Raw genomic sequence first — 20186 nt, 5'->3', positions numbered from 1 at the left:
CTTGCTAATAGACTTAGCGTTCTCTCTTAGAGAGCTGAATGTTCAAAGTGTTCCGATCAATATGTTAAACCCTGTCAAAGGAACACCTTATGAAACACTGGATAAAATTACTGAAGAAGATTTTCGAAAAACGGTGGCTCTTTTTAGATTTATATTACCAACAGCATATTTAAGACTTGCAGGTGGCAGAGGGCTTATGAGTGATAGTGGTTACTCACTTTTTCGCTGCGGAGCAAATGCCACAATTACTGGAGATATGCTAACAACAGCTGGAATATCAATGGAAGAAGACATTCAGAAGATCAAAGAAATGGGATTTCATTTTTAAACAGCAGAACATTATTAATATTATTAAGCAAATAAAAAAACTAAGCAAAGCTTTGATGCTTCACTTAGAATCAGTTATCAAACATATAAAGAAACTCTCAAATTAGGCTTGAAGACCACTTGGCAATCTGTTATATTTCAGCCCACCTCTCACTATTGCTGGCATATCTATATAAGGCTTGGACGATTTGCCAGTAACCTTCTAGTTTAGAGCAGTTGAACCATATGCATAGTTATAAAGAGTATATCCTGTCTGCACTCCGTTATCTCTAAAATCATATTTGTAAAGAACATTTCCTGTATCTTCGTATGTATATAAACTAAAGAAATTTTTCAGATTCCCTGGGCTAAAAAATTGCTCATGCCTAACTATATTTTGCGCAGAATCATAGGCATTAGTGATTACATGCTGTAAAACTCCATTCATATAATATCTCTCTGTAATTTTATTTCCGTATATATCGTAAGAATATAGATAATACTTATCTAATTGATTATTTATATAAAAATTATGTCTGATTAAATTGTGATTATCATCATATTCAAATATCTCAAATGAAGTAGGTTGATCTACAGGTGTACGATTAATTTTGATTTGATCACCACGTGAATCATACTCATAGGTAGAACGGTTGATAAGAGGTCCCTTTTCGCTATCTAAATAATCACTAATTTGGGTAATATTGTCATATTCATCATACTTAGTAATACGAACGACCGTTTGATCTGCTGTCGTAAAAGTTTCTTTTACCACATTTCCTTTTGGATTGTAATCTGATACCACTGCTTCTGGTGCCGCATTCAAGCTGTCGTACACATATGTTGTCGTTTTAAGTATGTCATATTCATAAATTTTAGAGTTAATCAAACTATTTTGTACATACAATTCATACTTTAACAGCTTTCCATTTGTATCATATTGATATGTTTTCGTTTCCACTGCATCAAGATTATTCATTGAATTTAGACTATAATTTGTTTCTATTATTGACAGTCCATTTGTATTATATTGATAGTCATATATTGTTCTAGCTTGCTCTGTATAGTTTTGAACTTTGTCTTTTCTTCGATAATCAATCAAGCCATTTGATAAATATTCTGTTGGAGCTACAATAATAGGTTCACCTTTTTTCGGTTTGGGATCTTCTGGAAATGCTGGTCCATCCGGTCCCGTATAAAAACTTTTGCGTACAATATTTCCAGCAGAGTTATATTCATACACTTGCAGCGAATCCATTACATTAGTAACTTGATAGTGCATTTCCTTAACCAGTGGAAATGTTGCCATATGCTCGGTCGAAGGCAACGATGCATCCACATAAGCATAAATAAAATTAGTCGACATGGCCAAACTACTGATTAATATCATACATGTTTTTTTTATTTTCATGAACTTATTCCTTTCCAAAATTATTTCTACCTATACTAAATATTATGTCGACAAATTTTTGTATATTCTTAATAGAAATAAAAAAGCCATATCAAATAGTTAATATGGCCGAAGGTTTTTTTTGTTGCGCTATATATAGTTGAATATCAGAATTTTTATTATTACCTTTTAATATATTTTTAGCGCTGAGGTATGCTAATTCTGGTACATTATTTTCCTCACTAATATGAGCCAAGATAGCCCATTTTAAATTTTTGTGATACACATCTGATAATAATTTGGCAGCATCATCGTTAGAAAGATGCCCTATGTTACTTGCAATGCGCTTCTTTAGAAAATACGGATATTTTCCAACTTCCAATAAGTTTAGCTCGTGATTGAATTCTAAAACAATTCCATTACAATCAGATAATTCTGATACAATATTTTGATCAATAGTTCCGCAGTCTGTTAAATATCCTATTTTCTTTGTTGTTGTATTAAATACATACCCTACAGGATCCACTGTATCATGCGAAATGCTAAAGGCCTTAATTCGCAAAACATTAGCTATGAGAACAGGAACTGCCACGTCTATAATTTTTATATTTGTTACTTTGCCCAGTAGCTCTTTGGCTAGGATTACATCCCAAGTTTTTTGAGTCGCATATATGGGAGTGCCAAACTTTCGTGAAAAAAATCCAACACCCTTGATATGATCATCATGCTCGTGCGTAATAAAGATTGCAGTAATATCTACTGGATCAACACCAATTTGCTTAAGTTTTGCTATTACTTGAGTTACGCTAATACCAATATCTACCAAAATACGAGCTTTCCCCGCCTTTATATATGTGCAATTACCTTTACTTCCACTTGCTAAAATACATAATTTCATATCCATTTCTACATTCTAAACATTAAATCTAAACAAAATTATATCGCCATCTTTAACGACATACTCTTTCCCTTCAACGTTTACTAATCCTTTCTCTTTTGCTCCATTATATGAACCACACGCTACCAGATCATCAAAGTTGACCACTTCTGCTCGTATAAATCCTCTTTCAAAATCTGAATGAATTTTTCCAGCTGCTCCCGGAGCTTTGGTTCCTTTTGTAATTGTCCATGCACGAACTTCTTTTGGTCCTGCTGTTAAATAACTTATTAATCCTAGTAATTTATAACTAGCATTGATTAACTTGGCAAACCCAGTATCTGTAATGCCCAGATCCTCCAAAAAGATTGCTTTTTCTTCGGCATCAAGTTCTGATAATTCTTGTTCAATTTGAGCTGAAACCACAAACACTTCCGATCCTTCAGTCTTTGCAAAATCACGTAATTGCTTTACATACTCATTTTCTGTCACAAGATCTGCTTCTGCAACATTTGCTGCATATAAGGTAGGCTTTTGACTGATAAGCCCCAGATTTTTTAACAATGCTGCCTCGTCATCATCTTCTGTCTCCATACTTTTTGCAGGCTGACCTTCTTCTAAATGCGCGTATAGTTTTTCAAGAAATACAACTTCCTTTTGTGCCGCCTTATCTGCTTTGGCAACTTTTTTGGTCTTTGCAATACGACGATCTAGCACTTCCATATCCGACAATATCAATTCTAAATTTATCGTTTCTATATCTCTTACAGGGTCGATAGTTTTGTCCACATGAATAATATTTTCATCTTCAAAGCAACGCACCACTTGAACAATCGCATCAACTTCTCTTATATGCGACAAAAATTGATTGCCCAAGCCCTCCCCTTTACTAGCGCCTTTTATCAACCCCGCTATATCTACAAACTCACATACTGCTGGTATAACTTTCTCGCTTTTATACATTTCGCTTAATACATCTAATCTGCTATCCGGCACATTCACTCTTCCGGTATTTGGTTCTATTGTACAAAACGGATAATTCGCAGCATCAGCTTCCATTTTTGTTAACGCATTAAATAATGTACTCTTTCCGACGTTCGGAAGCCCCACAATCCCTAAATTCATATTTCTTCATTCCTTTCTCAAATATTTTCCTATTATACAAGACTTTTTTTCAACTTGCAACAAAAAAGGCGAGCATCCTCGCCAAAGTTTACTTTATTTTCCCTAGACAAAAGCCTAGCATTAATGATAAAATACATGGTATGATCAATAAGACCGAATAGGGATTACAAATAGCTTTTTTAATTTCTTGTTCTGGTTCATATACTTCATGCTGTTTTTGTGCTACTCTATAGTGTCTACAAGTTTGATTTGCCATAAATCACCTCAAATAAAATATTTTTACTCTATAACAGTTTGTACAAAAACTAAAAATTTCATACCATTTTTAAGGAGCAAAATATGCCAAATATATATTTTCCAAACATAGGACTTTCGTTCAATATTGATTCGGTAGCTTTTTCCATTTTTGGACTGCCAATCTATTGGTATGGAATCATAATAACAACAGGGATTATTCTAGGAACGCTGCTATGTGCGCAATTAGCCAAAGTTGAAAAAATTTCTCCTGATTCCGTTTATGATTTCATTATGATTGATATTATTTTTGCTATCATTGGTGCCAGAATCTATTATGTAGCATTCAAATGGGACTACTATAGTAACAACATCGGTCAAATTTTTAATTTACGCCAGGGTGGCATCGCCATATACGGCGCCATCATTGCATCTATCATCGTTGCCATTGTCTACACCAGAATTAAGCGCATCAATTTGCTACAATTCGGAGATATATGGGCTCCAGGCCTTTTGTTAGGTCAGGCCATCGGTCGCTACGGCAACTTTGTTAATAAAGAAGCTTTTGGTGATTATACCGATGGATATTTTGCAATGCGCATTCTAAAAAGCGACGCCGCGCATTCTCTTACACCTACTATTTTAGATAATTTAGTAATCGATCAGGGCCTAACATACATCCAGGTCCATCCAACATTCTTTTATGAATCTACCTGGAACATCGTTTTATTAATTATATTGCTAATCTACTATAAACGAAAAAAAGCACACGGCGAAATTTTCTTTTGGTATATAATAGGATATGGAATCGGTCGCTTTTGGATCGAAGGCCTTCGCACAGACCAACTCGTAATACCTGGCATCGGAATACCGATCTCTCAACTTGTTGCACTATTTTCTATTATAGTCGGCATTCTAGGCTGCTTAGTTGTTCGAAAAAAAGCTAGCAAAAGGATCTTTAGTCTGTGATATGAAAATCGGAACAATCGAAATACCCAATAACATCGCTCTGGCGCCAATGGCTGGATTTACTGACTTACCTTATCGAAATATTTGCAAAGAGTTTGGAGCCGGACTTGTATATACAGAAATGGTGAGTGCAAAAGCTCTACTCTACGAAAATGATAAAACTTGCGTATTATTACAAGTTGCTGATACTGAGCATCCGGTAGCGGCACAGTTGTTTGGCAGCGATCCCAGTATCTTATCTGCTATGGCACAGCAAGTATCTGAGAGTTCTGTAGATTTTATAGATCTCAACATGGGCTGCCCTGCACCCAAAATTACAAAAAACGGCGAAGGCTCTGCTCTCCTTGCTAACCCTAAGTTGGTTTATACAATAGTCAGTGCTGTTGCCAAAGCGTCACCAAAGCCAGTGACCGTTAAAATTCGAAAGGGTTACACAGAAGTTAACGCAATAGAAGTTGCACAAGCAATCGAAGCTGCAGGTGCGTCTGCCATCACGTTGCATGGTCGCACCAGAGATCAGTTTTATTCTGGAGTTGCCGACTGGGACATTATAAAAAAGGTCAAATCCAAAATAGCCATTCCGCTCATAGGCAATGGTGATATCAAATCTCCCGAGGATGCAAAAGCCATGCTAGACTACACCAATTGCGATGCTATCATGATTGGCAGAGCGGCCCTCGGAAACCCTTGGATCTTTCAGCGCACGCTACACTATCTCAATACCGGAGAGCTTCTTCCAGATCCCACCTTACCAGAAAAAATAGAAATCATTTTGAAGCACACCCAAAGTTTAATTGCTTTCAAAGGCGAGTATATTGGCATTCGTGAAATGAGAGCACATTTATCGTGTTATATAAAAGGATTCCCACAAGCCGCCAAACTTAGAAGTGAATTAAACAAGGCAACTTCATTAGATGATATTAAATATGAATTAAATAAACTTTTATAAAGTAGATTTCGGTCTACTTTTTTTTATGCCAAAAAACTGAAACCTTCAAAAATGATATTAAATTCTCTAATTATATAAAAATCACAAATGAATATCTCAAATAATCCTATGCATAGGTATTTTGCTATTCTTCATTGACAAACATTACAATTTATGTATAATATTAGATACAAATATCTAGGAGGTAACTTATGAATCATAAATTCGCGTTATACATAGCAATTGTCACAACAGCATTAGTTGGATGCAGTGGAAACGACTCCACAGAAACTGTTGCACCTACAGAAATTACTGCACCCACATCAGAAGCGAGTGTGCCCGTTCGCGATCTTGGAGGTCTAGTCGTTACAATTGCAAGTTGGGCAGAAGTTAAGGAGCCAGAAGTTAAGGTCAACGCATACGATGAAGCGCTCTGGGAATACCGCAATGAAATGATGGAAAAGCATAACTTTAAATTCGAAGAACTTGCACTCACCAAATGGAACGAAACTTTGGAGCTCTTTTCAACCTCTACCCTAGCTGGCGAACCTGCTGCGGAGATTTTTAGATTTCAATCCAATTATCAAGCATCGGCAATAAATAGTGGTCTTGCATATGATTTAACAAAAGTTGAAAGCATTAATTTAGACGACCCAATATGGCATGAGCAAGTAATCGAAATGTCCACTGTTGGCGATGCCGTATATGGTATTGCAGTAGAATTTGAACCTAAAATGGGACTATACTTCAACAAAAGATTGTTCGAAGAAGCTGGTCTTGACCCCGATTTATTATATGATCTACAAGCAAGCGGTGAATGGACCTGGGATAAATTATGGGAAATTTCAGAGAAGCTCACTCGCGATACAGACAATGATGGTGTAAACGATGTCTATGCACAATCTTTAAATTTATCCAGATTATTCCATATAGCAACTCTGTCCAATAACGGCAGCTACGTTGGTAGAGATGAAGATGGCAAATATTTTATCAATCTTTCATCGCCAGAAACTATGGAAGCCTTCACTTGGGCAGCAGATTATATAGCGCAAGACTTCGATTTGTATCCTGAAAATTGGGCAGGCATCGATCAATTGTTTCTCAATGCTAAAGTTGCTATGCACATAGGCGACGAATGGCAAGCTGCTAATTTCAATCGCGAAATGGAAGACGATTTTGGTTTTGTGTGCTTTCCTAAAGGCCCTCGTGCAACAGATTATGTTGTAGGTATGAGCGACGCCACATGGGTTATCCCAAACACATTCAGCCCAGAAGAAGTTGAAGACATTATGTTTGCTCTCGAATTATGGAACACGCCTCCTCCAGGATACGACGGACCAGATGATTGGATGACCCCGTTCTATCCATCATATAGAGATGAGCGCGCAGTCGAGGAAACCCTTGCGATCATGTTCAACCCTGCAAACGCAAAAATCGATTATCAAAATTTCATTGCAGGCAGCGTAAAAACCGATGGTGTCGCAAGCGATGTGTATTGGAGAAGCAAAACTCCAGCCGAATCTGTAGAATCGATGACTCCTATCTGGCAAGTTGAAATTGACAAATTGAATGCAGCTGGGAACAAGTAAGCACCCTCAGTTGCTATATTTTACAATCTTATAAAAAGAGGAAACCGTTATGAAAAAATCATTAGCAAGTTTTTTCGCTGCCATGTTGTTAACTGGATGCGTTTCTCCTATTGAAACAGCAGAAAAACAAATCCAGGAAGCCCTCACAAAATTTGAAGCAGATAGCAATGCGATGTTAGAAGAAGCCAAAGAGAGATTTCAAGCTGTTGCCGATGAAGCATCTACGCAAACCGAAATTATCGCAGATGAACCACTCGAATCAACGGAATATCCCGTGTATCCCATTGAAATGCCTTAAAATAAAGAAGTTTGGTAAAATACATTCAATCGTTATGTATATTATCGTTGCAAATAGTTAATAATCTAGTTGAAAGATAATTACGAATTAATTATTAACAATATATTTATTTTAGATACAACAGTTATTTCGTAATTATCTTATTATAACTGGGCCAAAAATGCCCTAGCAAAATCATGAGGTAAAATTATGGTTAACAGATTAATTAACTCTCCAAACAATCTAGCAACAGTAGATTATACGCCAATTTTTACAGAAATTACAAATCATTTAGACCAATTAAAAACTGATAAAATCGATAAAAACATAAAATTAACACATATTTCTAATATAAGTGAAATCGTTGCCCGAAAATTGGGCGACAAAAATGTATTGCGCAATCTAAGTATAGATGATAGTCTCCAACCGGGATACCTTACACTAAATCATAAAGATTACAACGCATTTGCTACTGCAGTCCAAAAATTATACAAACAAATTGAAGTGCCAACAACCACTCAGTTTACTCCTTTAAAGGCCTTAAAAGATTTTAGTAATCAACAATTTAATTTTGGCTTAAAATACTCTTTTGCGGATCGAACACTTAACAAAAAAGTTATTTCATTTGATCAAAATTCCGCCTTAAGCGAACGATTGAGAGTCGATAGTGTAGAAATTCAAATTAATATCGACGAAGTAGAAAAACATTTTAAAGAAAATTTAACCACCTTATTAAATAGGGAAATCGATGATGCCGACTTACTAATCGATCAAATCAACAAAGTTAATCAAAATAAGGGTGGAGTCTCAGATATTATTGAAATATTAAATGACAAATCTTTGGCACGCATTAATCGAACAATATCCTTTTTATATTTAGACTACTTATTACTAAACTATAAAGGATCTAAGACCGACTCCAAGTATATTTGGACCCAAGCATATATGTCGAGGTTTAAACTACTTGAGGAATATTTGCACAACTTATCTTTTGAAACAGATGATAAGAAAAAAGTTTATATTAATATGCAAGAATACGATTTGTGCGACTTACTTTGTCAGGGCAACGCTTTTGATTCGGTGCCATTTATTGGTAAAGTCGAAGGAATCTTATCTGAAGATAGGTCAAAACGAAGAAAAGTATTTAAAATGGCGCTGAAAATGAAGATGAATGGCGTAGTACAAACTGATGGACGTGGATTTTCATCATTAGAATATCATTTAAATATTATGAAAGATAATCTCCAATCAGGCCACGTAGATAAAGCATTAAAAAAGTTGTTTTTATTTTCGTTCTTGATGGTTAACTTGGAAAATCCAACTTATGATCCTGTACAAAAATGGCTAATCCTTAAACAGCAACTAGAAAATGGACAAATTAATGATATGATAGATCGCTTAAATAGCTATTTTCATGATAATACTAAAGGCCAAAAGTATATAAAAGCTATCGAAGAAATATTGACTAACTTGTTAAAATACAGGGCAGCGAGTTTACCTCTTCCTCACAAAGTATATCATCGAAATCTTATTTTGTACAAAGGAATTTTAGGAGATATCGAAGGAACAAATTTTTTGCGACCAGTATCCTTTCGTACCGAATATTTACAAAATGTGTCTATATTACCTCCTAGTGATTTAAACGAAGCCACACTGCTCAATATGCCGCTTACCATAATCATTCAAAGCCAAAGCTTATATGAAACAGATCAAGAGGAAACAACAAGATTGCAGTATATAAATGAAAACATGAACGTCTTGCCTATAATATTTTATCCGAATTTTTCGGACTATTCTCAGCGAAAAGATTTATCACGCCTAGAATCTAGTCTCCAAAATATTTATAATATAAAAATTCCATACACAATTAATTCGGCATTTGTTAAAAATAGAATTTACAACATAACTTATATCACTTTAGTTTATTTATGGTTATTGAAATATTTATCTATCATAAAACAACCTCGAAATTTATATATTCCTTTAATGCGGATTCATTATGATAAACAAGATGAAGAATCTGGAAAATGCATACGCAATGTTGTAAAGGTCTTTGAGCATATGCTAAATAACAAGTATCGTGCGATGTCTCAAGGTTTTAAGTACGACGTTTCCAAAAATAACTTTATGTATAATAATGCAGTTTCATCGATGTATGTGGGGCTTCCCAAAAAGTTTATAATGCAAGGATTGCCTGTTTTAGACAAAATAGCAATTTTGATTATAACAAGCCGAAAAACAGACTATTCATTCAAAAATGATGAAGACTCAAAATCCACAAGCTTCAGTCTAATTTTGGGCGAAGTTATTTTATTTACCAAAGCTGCAGATGGTACTGTAACTTATGATGCGTTTAAAACTTTTGAAGACTATTATAGAGAATATGATTTATTTCAAAAACCAGATGTTCTTACAGATATTATTACTGAATTGTATTATATGGATTACAAAGATATTATTTATGTTTCTAGAGCACCTTATACTAGCACAATTAATATAACATCCAAAATCGAAAATATGTTTTTCATGAATGAATCAGTCATAGAAAATATTATAGGCAACAAAAAAGATTTAACGATATATCCTATGTATTTTGAACAATTTATGGCCACAGATTATTATACTAATCGCACAACAGAAGCGTTATATATAAGTGATACCCAAGAAATTGACAAACATCTAACTAATGACAATAAAGGTGTTGCAGGTATATTAAATTTATATTCCGGAAAATTAGTAGGCAACAAATCTGATAAGGGTACAAAGAGATATAGAAGCGTAATTATTTATTCTGCTTTATGCAATATGTATAGTAATAAACAACTCAATGCTGGAATTTTTGAAGGATTAGTTAAAAATAACCGCTTAAAACAAGGTATCGTTCAAACACTTATTATGCTACATTATGCTAGATACGAATCTAGTGCACAGAACATTACCATTAAAATTAATCCGTATAATAGGCTGATAGGAGATGATGGAGTGGGCGCTAGAAGCATTTTAGAATTTACTGAAAGTCCTAGATTTAATGCATTAGGCTACCTTACTGATATAAAAAAAATTTTGAAAATACGATAAAAGGGAGCTGCCTAAACAACCCCTTCAAAATGCACCTGAGATGATTCGAACATCCGACGCACGGTTTAGGAAACCGACGCTCTATCCCCTGAGCTACAGATGCATGACCGATGTTTATAGCTTATCCGATGTTGGACAACTTGTCAAGCCCGTTTTCACAAAAAATTCATTTTATGGCTAGAATGGTGTTTGAACATGCTGTATAATGAAAAAAAACATCAAAGGAGAATGACATGGAATTTATATTTGAAATGCCTACCAAAATTGTCGCAGGTGCAAACTGCATTGTTACACACAGCGAACTATTAAGAAGAGGTAAGACCGCATTGATAGTAACAGGAAAATCTTCTGCCAAAAAAAATGGTGCCTATGCAGATGTCGTTGCGGCACTGACCAAAGAAAAAATTACGCATATATTATTTGACCAAGTAGAAGAAAATCCTTCATTAGAAACGCTGGAGCGGGCAAAAAACATGGCTGCCACTGCGGATTTTGTGATAGGAATTGGTGGTGGATCGCCTCTCGATGCCGCAAAGGGTATTGCAATCATGTTGAAACATCCAGACATAGGAGCAGATAATTTGATAGGCGGTGAAAAGTTGGACGCCGTTCCAGTTATTGCTGTTCCAACTACAGCAGGAACGGGTAGTGAAGTTACGCAATACGCTATTTTCACCGATCACAAGCGTAAGACAAAAATTAATTATGGACATAAGGTATTTCCAGAAGTAGCGTTTTTGGATGCTACGTATATGCTAAACATGCCTTTAGGAATTACAAGATACACTGCTCTAGATGCATTAAGTCATTTAGTTGAAAGTTATTTAAATACAAAATCTAATGCAATGAGCGAAGTGTACGTCAGAATGGGCTTAGAATTACTAGCAACATGCTTCAAACCACTGCTATCTGGCAATTTATCCTTAGAAATTCGCCAAAAACTATTGCTGGCCTCTACCTATGGCGGTATAGCAATTGCTCAGACGGGCACATCGTTACCTCACACTTGCGGATACAGCCTGACATACTACGAAAACATGCCCCATGGCGCATCTAACGCTATTTTGTACCGCGCGTATTTGCAATCATTTGAAAATCAGGAACGAGTAAACGATATTTTACAGTGGCTAAATCAAGCGAATATAGATGAGTTGGGTGATATAATCGAGCTATTACTTGCAGAGTATAAAATTCACTGCCTAGAACAAGATCTCAAAAAATATACCGATATCACATTTTCTAATAAAACGAAATTGACTAATCATCCAGAAAACGCAACTTGGGATATGATTTTTGATATATATAAGAAAAGTGTACTATAAAAAATGGAGGGCATCAAATCCCTCCACTACCAATTCGTTACTATTTTAAATTCAACGCGACGCGATTTTATACTGTAAGCCAATGCATAATTCGAAATCCCAGCTGGGGCAGCCTAAAAAACTTCCAACGTTTTAAATATCATAATACCAGCGATCATTGTTACTAAGGAGCTCAGCGTAGAGACCACAACCATATGCCCCGTAAATTCATAATCGCATTTCATGCTGTAGGCCAATGCGTAATTTGAAATCCCAGCTGGGGCACTAAACAGAATGAACAACGCACCCATTTCGTATGACGTAAAACCGATGAAGTATGCAGGAGTTAGAACGAGTAACGGAACCGCGATCAACTTAATTGCAGTACAAGCGAGGACGAGGCCAAATTTTTCGATGCCTTTGAATTGCAGTTGGACGCCCAATGCGATGAGCGCGAGAGGTGTGGCAAGCGTTCCCAAGTAGTTTATGCTGGTAGTTGCCATTGCCGGGAGCGTAACATCTAAAGTTTTACATAAAATAGCGGCCAATATGCCAACGATAACAGGATTGGTTACGATTTCGATGGTCACCTTTGCGATATTAACTTTCTCTGCCTCCGCATCTTGGCTTAATACTCGCAATACGATAATGCTAAGTACCATTATGACGGGAACGACAACAGGAATCAATGAGATGGTGGGTAGCGAACCCGCAGGTCCAAATAACTGCAAAGACAATACGCTTCCTAGCAAGACAAAGTTACCTCGAAAGCTGCTCTGAGCAAATGAAGCTGCAGTTGTGGGCTCAGCGATAAATTTTGGCGTAACAAAAAACATTACTGTCGCAACGGCAATGAGAGCTATTGTGGCATAAGCAATTAAATGCGGATCGAAAAAGCCCTCGATATCTACAGCATATACGGTATCGAATAGCGTCATGGGTAGGCTCACCTTAAACACAATATAGTTTGCCTGTTTGACAAATGCCTCATCCACCTTGCCTATTCGTTTTAATATGTATCCTATTGCTATTAGAATAAATAGCGGCGCAATAGCGTTCAAACTAACTATAAAATTTGTTAACATAAAATTACCTCCTTAGATTTTTGCGGCCTCGATATGGGCTACGATTATATTATATATCAACTTGGCTGTATGTGGCTAGTTTAAGTCGAAGCGTATTGCGACTCTTTATAATTTTGGCATACTTTTGGAAATTTTTTTGTAAATTATGTATATTAATTAGTAATTTATGGAATGATAACTAAAATACTCTAAAATGATAGAGGTATAATATAAAAAAGAAAGAGGATAGTGTATGATGGTTCATTTTTTAATGTGTTTGAAGGATTGGATGTTTATCTGGCTTATTGTAATGTTGTTGATGGGTTCTAGTTTGTTGATAATGAGGCGGTATAAAAACACTGCGTTAATGCTGGGAAACCTGATGAGCTATATAGGAATTATAGGAACATTTGTGGGGATATTTCAAGGATTACAGAACTTTAACCCTGGAACTACAAATGTAATGGATAGCTTACCAGCACTGATTTCTGGAATGAGAATGGCATTTGTAACGTCTATAGTAGGAATGTACGCAAACCTTGTAGTGAGATTAGTATGTGGAATTTTAACGGGGCGCAATGAGCTAAAAGTCGCAGAAGGTAAAGAAAATGAAAATTATCAATTAATGGATTTGTTTGTAAGAATGGAACGACATTTAGATAGGCAAGTAGATTTATCTTCTGAGGCTGTAAGAAGCAATAATGATACCAATGACTTATTAAGAACGATGATTAAGGACATGCGCGAGGTGAATCACAAGGAACTATTAAATATGATATCTGAGGGCATACGCGAGTATAGTGATAAAATGGTTAATGATACAGCGGCAGAAGTGTCCACTATATTGAAACCTCAAGTACAGAAAATCTCCGATGCGGTTACAACGGTAGATGAGCGACTAGAGTCTGTAGAAAAAAGCGTTGAGAATAATTCAGCTACTGTATATAAAGCTACAAAAATAGCGACGGTATCGTTAAAAAAAGTTGTAAAGGACTTTAATATAAAAATCAATGGACAGTTTAAAGAAGACTTTGAGTCTTTTAGTCTTGCAGTAAATAGAGTGAAGGATTGGCAAAATGAATATAAAGATACGTTGATGGGTAGTCTGAAACAGGCGAATGAGTTGTTTCAAACTATAGACACTTCGTTTTACGCCATTAAAGCCATGGAAAATGTGCTGTTTAAAAACAGCGCGATAATTGATACAATGAATGAACGTATGACAAATGAATTAGGAAAAGTTTCACAAATGACGCATGATGCTGCAGGTGTGGTAGTGGACCAAGCAGAAACATTAATAAAAAGTTTTTCTAATGTACTAAAAACTATGGAAAGCATGTCGCAGAACGTAAAAGGTCAGCTGAAAAAAATGTTAAAAGAAAATACGGATACCCATAAAAAAGCTTTATCATTTATGAGCAATTGTACTCAAGAGGCTAGCGAAGATTTAATTCAACAAGGTATTAAATCAATACAAGTGCTAAAAGACTCTATGATAGAGCATCAGAAATATATGATTAAAGAACTGGGAGAAGCGGTAAATGATTGGAGCGATGAAATTTACAAAAATCTATCAAAGCAAACCAAGCAAATTAATACGCAAAACACTCAGATTAAACAAGCTATGGATTCTACGAATGAGGGCATATCTAAAAAATTTGATCGTATTGATGCGGAAATTAAAGAGTGTCTCGATGGTTTTGTGTATAAGTTAAAAAATGGAATGTTAAAGATTGTGGATGAGTCTGACACGGGAGATGAGAATAATGAATATCCGCTAGATGGAGTTGTTAATTATTCAATAATCGAAGACGCTCAAGAGTATCTGGAGGTTTCTAATAAGTCGTAAAGGTAAGAGAACATAATGAAAGCGCTCGCTGTTGCCGATGAAATTTTGGAGGTTTCTAATAAGTCGTAGAGGCAAGAGAACATAATGAAAGTTGTGGAGGGAGGTAAAGTTTATGGCAATATTACGCTCAACAGATGATGTGACCGCGGATACCGCAGATACAGTGTTATTTGATTCGGCAATACATGATTTGATGGCAGGATTGATGATAATATTTATTTTGATATCGATTGGCTTTATGGCTCGGATAAACGACCAATCAACAGATGAGCAAAGCAAAGTAATAGCATCATATGAACTGGTAAAATCTGAGATTAATGACGATTTGATGCGTGCATTTGGGGACCAACTGGAGATGTTAAATATGGAGATAACTTCGGGAAGCACCATTAGGTTTGATTCTCCAGAAGTGTTATTTGAAACCGGACAAGCAGCTCTAAACGATACGTTTAAAAATATATTGGATAAGTTTTTTCCAATATATTTAGATTTGATCTATAACAATTATAAAGAAGTTATCAAAGAAATCCGCATAGAGGGACACACCTCTACTGAGTGGGGCAATCAGATTGACGTAAACAAGGCATATTTTAACAATATGGAGCTTTCGCAAGATAGAACTCGAGAGGTGCTAGAATATGTGATAAATCTTCCCTCTTCTGCTCCATATAGAGATTGGTTAATAGCAAACATGACTGCCAACGGACTTTCGTCTAGCCGTCCAATAATTGACCCCAAAACGGGATTAGAAGATCACATAAAATCGCGTCGCGTTGAATTTAAAATAGTAACGAACTGGTAGTGGAGGGATTTGATGCCCTCCATTTTTTATAGTACGCTTTGCAAAAAAAAGTACTGCAACAGATGCGTCTATTGCAGTAGCGTTCACAATTTATTCCATTTTATGCCATGTCGTGTCGTGAGACTTGAATTTAAACTTTGGCTCATAGTTCGCAACGCCGTAGTCTTCCCCCAAATGACTCCTCTCAAAACTTTGCGCCATTTCCCAGAGCTCTGCTTTATATTTTTCGAAGATATCCGCATGTGTTTCTGCTATATTAAATTCTTCACGTTTATCTGCAAAAGTATTAAACATCATGTTCTCCGGATGCTCCTCGTTAAAGTTACACAATATTTTATAGTCATCGTTAATCAACCCGAACGTTGGCGAGCCGGCCATCTTTGCTTTACTATGCCCAGCTAATCTTATTGGGATAGGCTTAAGTCTCTTCGATTCTGCACCTACAAAGTGCTCCAACAAATTGGCACCGTCGATCGGTCTACTATCTGGCATCTCTATCGCATTATGCGCAAAAAACGTTGGCAAAAAATCGAGCGTGCTTGCCAAAAATGAGTATGTACTTCCCGCCTCTACATATGCTGGCCACTTTATACAAGCCGGTACGTTGATTCCGCCATTAAATAAGCTGCGCTTTCTACCTCTAAGCCCTGCAGTTGTGCCCACGCCATCGCCGCCATCTTTCACACTTTCACCCTCTGGCCCATTGTCACTACAAAACCATATACACGTGTTTTCTTCTAGTCCTAGCGCTTTAATCTTTGCATTTAATCTGCCCACTTGCTCGTCCATTGCGGTAATAGACCCAAAGTAGTGTTGCATTAACGGCGGATACTGCGCATATAGCGAACGATGCTCCGGAGATGCCACCACCGGCTTATGCGGAGCATGAAACCATATTATTGCAAAAAACGGGGTATTCGCTTCGGCGTTTTTCTCGATAAACGGAATTGCTCTGTCCATAATAATTTTTGAATCATCACCCTCCAAGTTTTCTGTCGCATACTCATCTTCTGCAGTCCAATACTTGCTAACAAACGGCTGATTCTCCATAGGATTATAGAGCGGCACCGCAACCTCTGTCGAAAAGCATTCATCGATATGATGTTCCCATGGCGGGCTATATGCCTTTAGATTTTTGGCTCCGCCACGTCGACCATCTGGAATGGTTTTTGAAAGCGTACCCAAATGCCATTTACCAAAGTGTCCCGTTGCGTATCCCTGAGCTTTAAGCATTTGCGCTATCGTAATCTCCTCTTTAGGCAACGCACCTTCATTGGCAGATGTCACCGTATACCGATAGTGATGCCTTCCTGTCAAACAAGTGCCGCGCGTTGGTGAACATACAGGCGCTCCCGAATAAAAATTTTTGAATACCGCACCTTCCTTTGCCAATCTATCTAAATAGGGGGTGTGAATTATTTTGTTGCCATTAAACGAGACGTCACCATAACCCAAATCGTCGCACATTACCAAAATGTAGTTTTGCTTCATAATTATATTCCTTTCTTATTACCATTATATTAATCTGTATGTATCTAAGATTATCCAAAATTATACATTAAATCAGATGAAAATTCAAGAGTTTTGCCATTTCATGTGCATCTTCCGCATGGAAAACTACTGCGGGCGAGTATAGAAAATCTTACCAAATATAGGCCTCCCTTGACTTTAAGGAAATTTTTCTATATGTTGTATATAATATAGATTGACAAGGAGGAATTATGGAAAGTTTATTGCCAGTATGGGGTCCATATTCAAAAAAGTATATGGGCGTATCAAATGTACTAACAGATACAAGAGGAATACGGTTTGATACTGTAGTCCATCCGACTATAGTAAATAGTGGAATACCAGTTCCAAATGTAACATTTCCTTGTGGGTATCATCCGTGGGAAGCCACAGAAGACTTGAGCTATTATAGTTATAGATACGATTTGGTGTGGAAGGACGAGGTTTTTGCTGATGTATCATTTTCGAAATTGGATAAGGAAACGATTTTGATTAGGACAGAATTTGTAAACAACAGCAAGCTCCCTGTAAACTGCATGTTAAATTATTTTCATGCTATTGAGTATCCATTTAAAAATTTTTGTGAACTGAATATATCAGATTCGTCATATTTTGTGCACAGCTTGGATTATGAATATTTTGAACAAGCAACCAAGAGGCCCTGGGACAACCTTCAACCAGATGGCAAACGCAAGGGTGAGTTCTTAGACCAACGCTTTGTGGGGTATAGAGGTTTGGGAGATAGGGTGGCTAGGCAAACTTTGCCATTTAAAAAATTCGGAGAAGAAGTTGGAGATATGGTTGGCTATGCAGTAGAAACCAAAAACGATATCGACGAGGCTTATGTGGTCTTCGGATATCGAACCGTATCGAGCGCAGAAGCGATTTTTGAATTAAAAGTCGCCGAAGCATTCTCCAAAACTATAACATTTCCGGCAACGGCAGAGTTAGGCACTGTTGCAATAAATGTTGGAGCAATCGCAAAGGGGCATATTGCAATAGATCTCTCTGCAGAAGCTGCGGGCGGCATCGAATTTAACTTTCTGGTGCTAACAGCCGAGCCCGAAACCGTTATGCTTAGCAAGGGTTCCTATAATTTTAAGCCAAACACAGTTGTAGATGACGGCGGGCAATTTAGATATATGTATCCTGGCATTAATACACTGTTTTACTTTCAAGCATTTTCCAAAAACGTTAGACACAGAACTTTGGACACAGGATGCCTCGAAGATGCGACCATCAGCCGTTTATCCAATTCAGATTATTCCTTCGATAATGTGTTGGTCACATTTACAGGCTCTTTTAATAGGAAGAGAAGCGATCCCGGTTTTTATGAAAACGCACTTGTCCATTCGATCTTTATACCAGAAAACAAAAGCCACATCGAGTATGCTATCATTAGCAACAAAAAAATTCTCACCCTTTCCACCTCGGACCTCGAAAAAGCATATTTGCAAGTACGCGGTAATTATCAGGAACTCAACTATAAAAAAGAGGGGGCGCGATACGCTCTAAGCAATGAAATATTAAAAGCAACCCTGCTAACAAATATTGTTTATCCTATCTACAAAAATGGTAGATATATCAAGCACTTTTCGCCTGGAAAACGTTGGGATTCTTTGTATACTTGGGATTCCGGCTTTATTGGCTTAGGGCTTTTGGAGTTCAACCCAAAGCTTGCAGAATATGTGCTAGATATGTATTTGAGCAATGTACCAGACTATGCCTTTTTGATGCATGGCTCACCGGTTCCAGTACAAATTTACTTGTTGCTAGAACTAATTCAGCGCACTCAAAATTTTGACGGTTACACCAAATATTATTCTGATGCAAAGAGATTTTATGAATTTTTGGCCGGAAAAGCAGAAGGCTCGACAACAAATAAATTTAAAAGCGGGCTACTATCTACCTTTGACTATTTTTACAATGCAAGCGGAATGGATGATCTGCCGGCACAGGTATTTACGCATCAGCATAAGCTATCCGAGCGAATGGCTGCAGTCGTTTCTACATCTCAAGTTATACGAAGCGCCAAAATTTTGAAGATGATTGCAATCAAAATGCATTTAGACGATGATGTCGCTGCATATGATGAGGACATCGCTAACTTTACCCAAGCGCTACAAAAGTATAGCTGGGATGCGAAGACTGGATATTTCAGTTACGTCTACCATGATAAAGAAGGAAAGCCGCTGGGATTTTTGCAAACCGAAGCTAACGAAAACCTCAACAAAAGCGTGGACGGGATATACCCCATCATTGCAGGTGCGTGTACTCCTTCGCAACAAGATATTATCCTCAAGCGATTAAAGTCTCCAAAGCATTTGCTATCGCCGGTTGGAATTAGCTCGGTGGATTTATCTGCAACGTATTTTAACCCCAACGGATATTGGAACGGCGGAGTTTGGTTTCCGCATCAATGGTTTATTTTTAAGACGATGCTAGACATCGGAGATATAGACTTTGCGCTTCAAATCGCAACCTGTGCACTAGAAGCCTGGAAAAGAGAGGTTGACGATTCATACTATACCTTCGAAGAACTTAATATCGCAACAGGTCGCGGCGGGTGGTTTCATCACTTCGCTGGGCTATCCACTCCAATCAATATCTGGGCAAACGCCTACTACAAGCCAGGCACTGTAACTGCTGGATTTGAAACCTGGATCGACAAAGCGGAGTTTAACTCAGACTTTAGCAAATGCACAATAGCAGTCACCAAGGTGAATCCAACAACCAACAGTAGCTTGATTATTTGTATGGCAGAGGATATTAAGAGGGCATCAGTAAAATGTTCGATCAAAAAGATTGCATTTATACAACGAATTCGTGGTACGTTTGAATTTACGATACCCAAAGGCACAACAAAATTAATGATTCAAATAGATTAG

The 20186-nt window shown here is 37.0% G+C and carries 15 protein-coding genes and 1 tRNA gene; 10 read left to right on the top strand and 6 right to left on the bottom strand.

Going from position 1 to position 20186, the window contains the following annotated elements:
- Position 1: 1 nt before the first annotated feature.
- Complete coding sequence (locus PCY70_RS09015; protein WP_305767092.1) at positions 2 to 328, top strand: biotin synthase BioB; 327 nt, start codon at positions 2 to 4, stop codon at positions 326 to 328.
- A 201-nt stretch (positions 329 to 529) separates the two neighbouring features.
- Here the strand turns inward: PCY70_RS09015 and PCY70_RS09010 are convergent, their stop codons facing one another.
- The 3 genes from PCY70_RS09010 to ychF form a co-directional block, all read right to left on the bottom strand.
- Entirely contained in the window at positions 530 to 1717 is a 1188-nt protein-coding gene (locus PCY70_RS09010; protein ID WP_305767091.1) for a hypothetical protein, read from the bottom strand.
- A gap of 91 nt (positions 1718 to 1808) precedes the next feature.
- The gene (locus PCY70_RS09005) at positions 1809 to 2600 is read right to left on the bottom strand and encodes an MBL fold metallo-hydrolase (RefSeq protein WP_305767090.1); all 792 of its coding nucleotides are present in this window, start codon (positions 2598 to 2600) and stop codon (positions 1809 to 1811) included.
- 9 nt (positions 2601 to 2609) lie between these two features.
- Positions 2610 to 3698, bottom strand: a complete 1089-nt coding sequence (gene ychF, locus PCY70_RS09000) for a redox-regulated ATPase YchF (protein WP_029488357.1) — start codon at positions 3696 to 3698, stop codon at positions 2610 to 2612.
- 339 nt (positions 3699 to 4037) lie between these two features.
- Here ychF and lgt point away from each other — a divergent pair, with 339 nt between their 5' ends.
- The 5 genes from lgt (at position 4038) to PCY70_RS08975 (ending at position 10773) form a co-directional block, all read left to right on the top strand.
- Complete coding sequence (gene lgt, locus PCY70_RS08995; RefSeq protein WP_010169050.1) at positions 4038 to 4901, top strand: prolipoprotein diacylglyceryl transferase; 864 nt, start codon at positions 4038 to 4040, stop codon at positions 4899 to 4901.
- A gap of 1 nt (position 4902) precedes the next feature.
- Positions 4903 to 5850 (top strand): tRNA dihydrouridine synthase DusB, encoded by a 948-nt coding sequence (gene dusB / locus PCY70_RS08990; RefSeq protein WP_305767089.1) that lies wholly within the window; start codon positions 4903 to 4905, stop codon positions 5848 to 5850.
- Positions 5851 to 6041: 191 nt separating this feature from the next.
- On the top strand, positions 6042 to 7418 hold the full coding sequence (locus PCY70_RS08985; protein WP_305767088.1) for an ABC transporter substrate-binding protein: 1377 nt from the start codon (positions 6042 to 6044) through the stop codon (positions 7416 to 7418).
- A 49-nt stretch (positions 7419 to 7467) separates the two neighbouring features.
- Positions 7468 to 7716 (top strand): hypothetical protein, encoded by a 249-nt coding sequence (locus tag PCY70_RS08980; RefSeq protein ID WP_305767087.1) that lies wholly within the window; start codon positions 7468 to 7470, stop codon positions 7714 to 7716.
- A 189-nt stretch (positions 7717 to 7905) separates the two neighbouring features.
- Complete coding sequence (locus tag PCY70_RS08975; protein WP_305767086.1) at positions 7906 to 10773, top strand: hypothetical protein; 2868 nt, start codon at positions 7906 to 7908, stop codon at positions 10771 to 10773.
- Positions 10774 to 10803: 30 nt separating this feature from the next.
- On the opposite strand, the gene PCY70_RS08970 is transcribed toward PCY70_RS08975, so the two are convergent.
- Positions 10804 to 10876, bottom strand: a tRNA-Arg gene (locus tag PCY70_RS08970).
- A 130-nt stretch (positions 10877 to 11006) separates the two neighbouring features.
- On the opposite strand from PCY70_RS08970, the gene PCY70_RS08965 reads away from it, so the two are divergent.
- Positions 11007 to 12095 carry an iron-containing alcohol dehydrogenase family protein gene (locus PCY70_RS08965; RefSeq protein WP_305767085.1) on the top strand — a complete coding sequence of 363 codons (1089 nt, stop codon included), beginning with the start codon at positions 11007 to 11009 and terminating at the stop codon, positions 12093 to 12095.
- A gap of 113 nt (positions 12096 to 12208) precedes the next feature.
- Here PCY70_RS08965 and PCY70_RS08960 read toward each other — a convergent pair whose 3' ends face one another.
- Entirely contained in the window at positions 12209 to 13159 is a 951-nt protein-coding gene (locus PCY70_RS08960; protein WP_305767084.1) for an AEC family transporter, read from the bottom strand.
- Between the two features lie 232 nt (positions 13160 to 13391).
- Between PCY70_RS08960 and PCY70_RS08955 the strand changes: the two genes are divergently transcribed.
- Positions 13392 to 14987, top strand: a complete 1596-nt coding sequence (locus PCY70_RS08955) for a MotA/TolQ/ExbB proton channel family protein (RefSeq protein WP_305767083.1) — start codon at positions 13392 to 13394, stop codon at positions 14985 to 14987.
- A gap of 112 nt (positions 14988 to 15099) precedes the next feature.
- Positions 15100 to 15789 carry an OmpA/MotB family protein gene (locus PCY70_RS08950; protein WP_305767082.1) on the top strand — a complete coding sequence of 230 codons (690 nt, stop codon included), beginning with the start codon at positions 15100 to 15102 and terminating at the stop codon, positions 15787 to 15789.
- 90 nt (positions 15790 to 15879) lie between these two features.
- Here the strand turns inward: PCY70_RS08950 and PCY70_RS08945 are convergent, their stop codons facing one another.
- Positions 15880 to 17280 carry a sulfatase family protein gene (locus PCY70_RS08945; protein ID WP_305767081.1) on the bottom strand — a complete coding sequence of 467 codons (1401 nt, stop codon included), beginning with the start codon at positions 17278 to 17280 and terminating at the stop codon, positions 15880 to 15882.
- 230 nt (positions 17281 to 17510) lie between these two features.
- Here PCY70_RS08945 and PCY70_RS08940 point away from each other — a divergent pair, with 230 nt between their 5' ends.
- A complete protein-coding gene (locus tag PCY70_RS08940; RefSeq protein WP_305767080.1) occupies positions 17511 to 20186 on the top strand; it encodes an MGH1-like glycoside hydrolase domain-containing protein in 2676 nt (891 codons plus the stop codon).

This window comes from Candidatus Epulonipiscium viviparus (assembly GCF_030708075.1).
Classification (GTDB): Bacteria; Bacillota; Clostridia; order Lachnospirales; family Cellulosilyticaceae; genus Epulonipiscioides; species Epulonipiscioides viviparus.
The sequence above is the reverse complement of the archived record's forward strand: the minus strand, read 5'-3'. Positions and strand labels throughout refer to the sequence as shown.

Coding starts and splice junctions, on each gene's coding strand:
- PCY70_RS09010 (WP_305767091.1), bottom strand. CDS start 1,717: ATGAAAATAAAAAAAACATGTATGATATTAATCAGTAGTTTGGCCATG.
- PCY70_RS09005 (WP_305767090.1), bottom strand. CDS start 2,600: ATGGATATGAAATTATGTATTTTAGCAAGTGGAAGTAAAGGTAATTGC.
- ychF (WP_029488357.1), bottom strand. CDS start 3,698: ATGAATTTAGGGATTGTGGGGCTTCCGAACGTCGGAAAGAGTACATTA.
- lgt (WP_010169050.1), top strand. CDS start 4,038: ATGCCAAATATATATTTTCCAAACATAGGACTTTCGTTCAATATTGAT.
- dusB (WP_305767089.1), top strand. CDS start 4,903: ATGAAAATCGGAACAATCGAAATACCCAATAACATCGCTCTGGCGCCA.
- PCY70_RS08985 (WP_305767088.1), top strand. CDS start 6,042: ATGAATCATAAATTCGCGTTATACATAGCAATTGTCACAACAGCATTA.
- PCY70_RS08980 (WP_305767087.1), top strand. CDS start 7,468: ATGAAAAAATCATTAGCAAGTTTTTTCGCTGCCATGTTGTTAACTGGA.
- PCY70_RS08975 (WP_305767086.1), top strand. CDS start 7,906: ATGGTTAACAGATTAATTAACTCTCCAAACAATCTAGCAACAGTAGAT.
- PCY70_RS08965 (WP_305767085.1), top strand. CDS start 11,007: ATGGAATTTATATTTGAAATGCCTACCAAAATTGTCGCAGGTGCAAAC.
- PCY70_RS08960 (WP_305767084.1), bottom strand. CDS start 13,159: ATGTTAACAAATTTTATAGTTAGTTTGAACGCTATTGCGCCGCTATTT.
- PCY70_RS08955 (WP_305767083.1), top strand. CDS start 13,392: ATGATGGTTCATTTTTTAATGTGTTTGAAGGATTGGATGTTTATCTGG.
- PCY70_RS08950 (WP_305767082.1), top strand. CDS start 15,100: ATGGCAATATTACGCTCAACAGATGATGTGACCGCGGATACCGCAGAT.
- PCY70_RS08945 (WP_305767081.1), bottom strand. CDS start 17,280: ATGAAGCAAAACTACATTTTGGTAATGTGCGACGATTTGGGTTATGGT.
- PCY70_RS08940 (WP_305767080.1), top strand. CDS start 17,511: ATGGAAAGTTTATTGCCAGTATGGGGTCCATATTCAAAAAAGTATATG.